The 5,616-nt window shown below is 58.8% G+C and carries 5 protein-coding genes; 1 reads left to right on the top strand and 4 read right to left on the bottom strand.

Annotated features, from left to right (window positions below; translation table 11 throughout):
- The 4 genes from Q1K23_RS01780 to Q1K23_RS01765 form a co-directional block, all read right to left on the bottom strand.
- On the bottom strand, positions 1-1,226 hold a 1,226-nt coding region (locus Q1K23_RS01780), incomplete at its 3' end, for a TolC family protein (RefSeq protein WP_300361643.1).
- Positions 1,186-2,370: an aspartate aminotransferase family protein gene (locus Q1K23_RS01775; protein WP_300361641.1), complete on the bottom strand. Its 1,185-nt coding sequence runs from the start codon at positions 2,368-2,370 to the stop codon at positions 1,186-1,188. The genes Q1K23_RS01780 and Q1K23_RS01775, both read right to left, overlap by 41 nt.
- On the bottom strand, positions 2,367-4,112 hold the full coding sequence (locus Q1K23_RS01770) for a molybdopterin-dependent oxidoreductase (protein ID WP_300361639.1): 1,746 nt from the start codon (positions 4,110-4,112) through the stop codon (positions 2,367-2,369). Before Q1K23_RS01770 ends, Q1K23_RS01775 begins: the two co-directional genes overlap by 4 nt.
- A 13-nt stretch (positions 4,113-4,125) precedes the next feature.
- Positions 4,126-4,917 carry a hypothetical protein gene (locus tag Q1K23_RS01765; RefSeq protein ID WP_300361637.1) on the bottom strand — a complete coding sequence of 264 codons (792 nt, stop codon included), beginning with the start codon at positions 4,915-4,917 and terminating at the stop codon, positions 4,126-4,128.
- 184 nt (positions 4,918-5,101) lie between these two features.
- Here Q1K23_RS01765 and Q1K23_RS01760 point away from each other — a divergent pair.
- On the top strand, positions 5,102-5,616 hold a 515-nt coding region (locus Q1K23_RS01760; protein WP_300361635.1), incomplete at its 3' end, for a YSC84-related protein.

Genomic DNA, 5,616 nt, shown 5'->3' with positions numbered 1-5,616 from the left:
CCATTCCCCGGCTCCACATAACTCTTTTCGTAGAGATCGAGCAGTACAAGCTGCTTGTCGAGGTCGAAAATCTTCTGATCCAGCTGGCGGATCGTTCTGGAGTTTTCCATCGTTTTGAGATCGTATTCGGTCATCTCGCCCGCTTCCACCTTCTCCCGGGTGCTCTCGACGAGACTGCCGTAGAGCTTTTCGTCCTCTTTGGAGAGCGCGATCATCCGGTCGAGCACCTCCAGCCGTTTCAGCGCCGCCGTGTAGGCGTTGTCCGCTTCCCTCTTCCGGTCGGAGAGCTGCACTTTGGCGTTGAGATAGTCGACCCGGGTCGATTCGATCGTGTAGTAGCTGTTGATATCCAGGGGCATCGTGACCCTGAAACCGTAGGTGTAGTAGTCGTCGGTCATGTCCGTCATCCTACCACCGGTGAAGAAGTAGCTGTTCTCGTAGGGTTTGACATAGCTGGCCTGGAGCGAGACGGTGGGCATGTAGCGGGCCCATGTCATGATGTTGAAGTAGTCCTTCTGCGTCACCGCTTCTCTCTGCCTGGCCAGATCGATATGGTTTTTCAGAAACCTCTCCTTTTTTATCAGCGAAAGCCTGGGCAGCGCAATCGACGCCGGATCGGCGTCGCTCAGGTCCCTGAACTGCTTGTGCAACTGGGCCCTCGTATCCTGCAGGACGTAGAGATTGAGGGTGTCCTGGTTCTTCTTCAAAATCGCCTGGTCCAGAAACCCGCTGTCCAGATCGCCGCTTAGAAACTGCTCTTTCTTGCGCTCGATGTCGAGACGGTCGTTTTCGATCAGCAGCTTCTGCTTTCTGATCTGGTAGTCGTTTTTCCTGAAGTTGAAGAGGGTCGCGACCACCTGCTTGATCAGCTGCCGCCGCTGCGCCTCGATCGAGAGGTCCCCGACGTTTCTGGAGGCGTCGGCGTATTTGACCGCGTACCAGATCCCGCCGCTCTTGAAGATGGGCTGGTCCACACTCACGACGAACTCCCGGCGCTTCTGCGTCTCGTCGAACTGCTCGTTGCGGCTGTCGGTGTAGCTGAGCATGACCGGGTTGACCCAGCTGTACTCCAGCTGTCCGCTGTCGGCCAGGTTCTTCTCGTGCTGAAGCTGAAGGCTTTCGCGTTTGAGTGCCGAGAGGAGGCTGTCGAGACTCTCCGCGTTCAGCAGGGAGGCGGCCAGCAGACTAGAGGCGATCCAGCGCAGCTTCGAACCTTTCGAATCCAAGATCCATCTCCTCTTTCGTGATGGTGAGCACAGGCAGGAAGCGCACCGTGTTCTTGCCGGCTTTGAGGACGACGACGCGCTCGTCGAAAGCCGCCTTGACGATGTCGCCCGCCTCTTTGCCCTCTTTGACCCGTAGGCCGCGCATCAGTCCCGTACCGACCTCCTTTTCGAAGAGTTCGGGATATTTAGGAACGAAGGATTTGAGGCGCTCTTCGAAAAGCAGCAGCATATGGTCCAGTTCTCCGCTGTTTTTTCTCTCCTCGAGGATCTCCAGAACCTCCAGGGCCGCCCGGGTCGCCAGGAAGTTCCCCCCGAAGGTGCTGCCGTGGTCGCCCGCTTTGAGGATGTTCTTGTGGGTCGTCATGATGGCGCCGATCGGCACGCCGCCGCCCAGCCCTTTGGCCAGGGTGACGATGTCGGGGGTGATCTCGTAGAGGTTGGAGGCCAGCAGCTCGCCGGTGCGGTAGATACCCGTCTGCACCTCGTCGACGATCAGCAGGATATCCCGCCGTTTCAGCTCTTCGGCCAGCCGCTGCACCGCCTCCTTCTCCATCGGCTGCACGCCCCCCTCGCCCTGGACCAGCTCGATCATCACCGCCACCGTGTGGTCGTCGATCAGGTCGTAGACGTTGGCGATATCCTTCGCGTAGACGAATCCGTCGGGAAAAGGGCCGAAATAGGTGTGCATCGACTCCTGTCCCGTCGCCTTGAGGGCCGTGATGGTGCGCCCGTGGAAGGAGTGCTCCAGAGTGATGATCTTGTAGCGTTTGACGTTCCCTTCCTCGTCGGTGCCGTACCGCCGGGCGATCTTGATGGCCCCCTCGTTGGCTTCCGCGCCGCTGTTGGCGAAAAAGGTCTGCACGTCGTAGCCGCTCAGCTCCGCCAGCCGTTTGGCCAGCCGCGCCTGGGGCTCTATGAGGTAGAGGTTGGAGGTGTGGATGAGTTTTCGGGCCTGGTCGCAGATCGCTTCCGCCAGGCGGGGATTGCCGTGGCCGACGCTGCAGACGGCGATGCCGCTGCCGAAATCGACGTAATCCCTGCCCTCCGCGTCGTAGAGCATCGAGTTTTCGCCCCGCACGAAGTGGACGTAGTTTCTGGCGTAGGTGGGCAGGACGTAGGTTTGATCCATCTCTTTGAGTGTCATGATATCTTCTCCAGTGTTACTTTGACTTCCTGATAGCAGGCGCTCTTGCCGAACAGGCTCTTCATGGGCGGCGTCAGGTAGTTGACCCCCGGCGTTCCGGCGTAGACGAGGACGCAGTCTTCACGCAGATCCTCCGTCGTCTCCACCGGCAGCTCCACTTCGCCGTGCTCGCTGACGATGCGCACCCTCTCGCCGTCGGAGAAACCGTGGCGGGGGTGGAGCCGGACGTGGCTCTCCCTGACGAACTGGCTGTTGAGGGAGCGGGGGCTTTTTGGCGTGACGAGCCAGAGCCCCTCCTCCTCTTCGTAATCGTCCTCGAACTCTTCGAGAAACTCGAAATTGCCGCTGTCGGTCTCGAAACCCTCCTCGTAGGGGTGCTTTTCGTAGGCCGGGGATCTGTACCACTCCCCATCTTTTTTGCACTGATCCAGCATCGCGTCGATGTACGCCCTCTCCTCTTTCAGTCCGTCGTATCCGAACCTCTCGAAGAGGAACTTCGTCAGCTCGTACTCGCCGATGCCGAACTCCGCCTCTTTGATTTTGGGCATCGGCTGCACCCAGGGATGGCCGTAGCTCAGACGCAGGTCCTCCTTCTCCAGGAAATCCTTGGCGGGCAGGACGATGCGCGCCTTCCGGCTCGTTTCGTTCTCGTAGAGTCCGAAGTAGATCAGGTTTTCGACTTTTTCCATCTCCTCTTCGACCTTCGCGAGTCCCGGCATCTGCGCCAGGGGATTGGCCCCCTGCACCAGCACCGTCTTGAAGCGCCCGAAAGGAGCGACCGGTTTTGCCACCCGTTTGGGCGACATCGGGATCGGGTCCTCGAAGCCGGCCATCGAGTCGGCCAGGAAGCTGACGCCGCATCCGGGCTTTCCGAAAAAACCCATGACGGCGGCGAGGCCGTCGATGGCGTGGAGCACCTGGTCGCCGATGCTGTTCTTCTGCACGCCCGTGCCGACCAGGAAGACGCACTTTTTGTGAAGCATCTGGTAGAGCATGTCCCCCAGGTCGTCGAGGGTGATGTCGCACGTCTCCAGAGCCTCGACGACACGGAAGGAGCGGAGAAAGTGGTAGTAGTCCTCGGCGTCTTCGCACTTCTCTTCCAGAAACGTCTCGTCGGCCATCTCCTCCATATACATGAAGCGCGCCAGCAGCACCGCCAGCTGGAAGTCGCTGCGGGGGCGTATCTGCATATGCAGGTCGGCCATTTTGGCGATCTTCGTACGGACCGGATCGACGACGATCAGGGTCTTGCCCTCCAGAAGCTTCATCATATGGGAGTTGGTCACCGATACGTTGCGCCCCCAGACGATGACGGCGTCCGCTTCGGCTATCGATTCGGGCGGAAGGGCCAGGGAGATGCCCCGCCCCTCCTCCACGCCGGCCTGTCCGGCACCGTCGCAGAGCGACCCGTCGGTGGTCCAGCCGCCACGGGCCGCCACGAAGGCTTCGGTGATCCGCTGCATATAACCGACGTTGCCGCTGCCACGGTAGAGCAGGAAATCCTCTCCCGCCGCTTCGATCGCTTCGGCCACCGCTTCGAGCGCCTCCTCCATCGTAACCTCACGGCCGTCGATCCTGGGGCTTCTGATCCGCTCGGCCTCTCTGATATGCCGGTTCAGGTGCGGACAGAGCGTCCCCTGCGTAAAGGGATGGTTCGGCACACCGGCCATCTTGAGACTTTCCGGGTCCACGACCACCGCGCAGGCGTCGTAACAGTCCAGAGGACATGCTGTCGTTTTCATGAGCGCCATTCTCCTATTTGATCTCTATTTTGACGAGTCTGGAAAAGAGTCCGCCGGGCCTCTCCAGCACGATCTCCGCACGATAGGAGGAGATGTGCACGTCGTCGGCGACCCGGATCACCTTCTCGAAACGCAGATCGGTCTCCCTGCCGTCGAGATAGATCTTTTTGCGATCGAGGTTCTCCATCTCGTCGGCGTCGAGAAAGACCACCAGACGTCCGCGGCTCGTATCCATCGCCTTGAGCAGCAGGGCGCCGGGGTTGACGTAGTCGCCCTTTCTCACCGCCACTTTGTAGATGTAGAGCCCCTTCGCCCGCACCGCTTTCTTGGCGATCCTGTCTTCGAGCATCACCCGCTGATATTCGGTGTCGGCGATCTGTTTTTTGAGCGTCGCGATCTTCTCTTTCAGGCTCAGAAGCTGGTTTTTGGAGGCCATCATCGTCGAAAAGATGCGGTCCTTTTCGGTCTGGGACTTGGTCTTCATATCCCTGGTACGCAGATAGTAGCGATAATCCTTTTCGTAGACCTTCTGCTGGTTGGCCGCCATCTCTTCGGTCAGTTTCAGCGTCGATTTCAGTGCGTCCAGCGTCACTTCCAGCGCACTTTTCTGTGCCCTGTCGACCCTGTCGTCGATCTGCACGACGATCTTTCCGTCACCGATGCGCCCTTCGGCGCTTTCGTCGGCCATCACCACCTGCCCGGCCGCCGCCGCCTTGACGACGTAGCTCTCCACGGGCTCCAGCTTCGCGTAATGGACCTGGGCGAAAAGAAACAGAGGAAAAAAAAGAGATATCACTGCACGCATGGTTTTTCCAATCGTCGAATATAATATATGGATTCGATTTTACTACGCTTCAGTTGAGAAGGCGCTTTGTGATCAATGTAGAATGGCCGTTTAAACCGGTTTAAGGGCCATTCCACGAAAAATCCACGCCTTTGGGCTATAATTTCTCCGACCATTCAAAAACAGACACAAGGAATCGAAACCCATGAAAAAAATCAGAGGCATTCTTCTGGCGCTCTTCATCCTCTCGGCCCAGCTCCTGCAGGCCGCTTCGAAAGAGGAGATCGACATCGAGGTCAAAGCGGCCATCGAAAAATTCGACAAAGAGGTCAAGGGGGGATCGGAGTTTCTGCGCAAAGCAAAAGGGTACCTCGTCTTCCCCAACGTCTACAAAGCGGGATTCGGCATCGGCGGCGAATACGGCGAAGGCGCGCTGCTGGTCGGCGGAAAGATCGTCGGCTACTACAACACGGTCGCAGCCTCCTACGGCTTTCAGATCGGCGCCCAGAGAAAGTCGGTCATCATCGTCTTTCTGACCCAAAAAGCCCTCGACGACTTCAAAAACAGCGACGGCTGGAAGATCGGTGCCGACGCCTCCGTGGCCCTGGCGAAGTGGGGCGTGGGCGAGGACATCAACACGATCGACTTCAAAGACCCGGTCGTCGGTTTCGTCTTCGGCAACGAAGGACTGATGTACAACCTCACTCTCGAAGGCTCGAA

The sequence above is a fragment of the Hydrogenimonas sp. genome, from assembly GCF_029933015.1.
In the GTDB taxonomy this organism is placed as follows: Bacteria; Campylobacterota; Campylobacteria; order Campylobacterales; family Hydrogenimonadaceae; genus Hydrogenimonas.
This window is presented reverse-complemented; position numbering and strand designations above follow the sequence as displayed.

Excerpts from the sequence above, each read along its gene's own strand:
- Q1K23_RS01775 (WP_300361641.1), bottom strand. The coding sequence starts at position 2,370 with ATGACACTCAAAGAGATGGATCAAACCTACGTCCTGCCCACCTACGCC.
- Q1K23_RS01770 (WP_300361639.1), bottom strand. The coding sequence starts at position 4,112 with ATGAAAACGACAGCATGTCCTCTGGACTGTTACGACGCCTGCGCGGTG.
- Q1K23_RS01765 (WP_300361637.1), bottom strand. The coding sequence starts at position 4,917 with ATGCGTGCAGTGATATCTCTTTTTTTTCCTCTGTTTCTTTTCGCCCAG.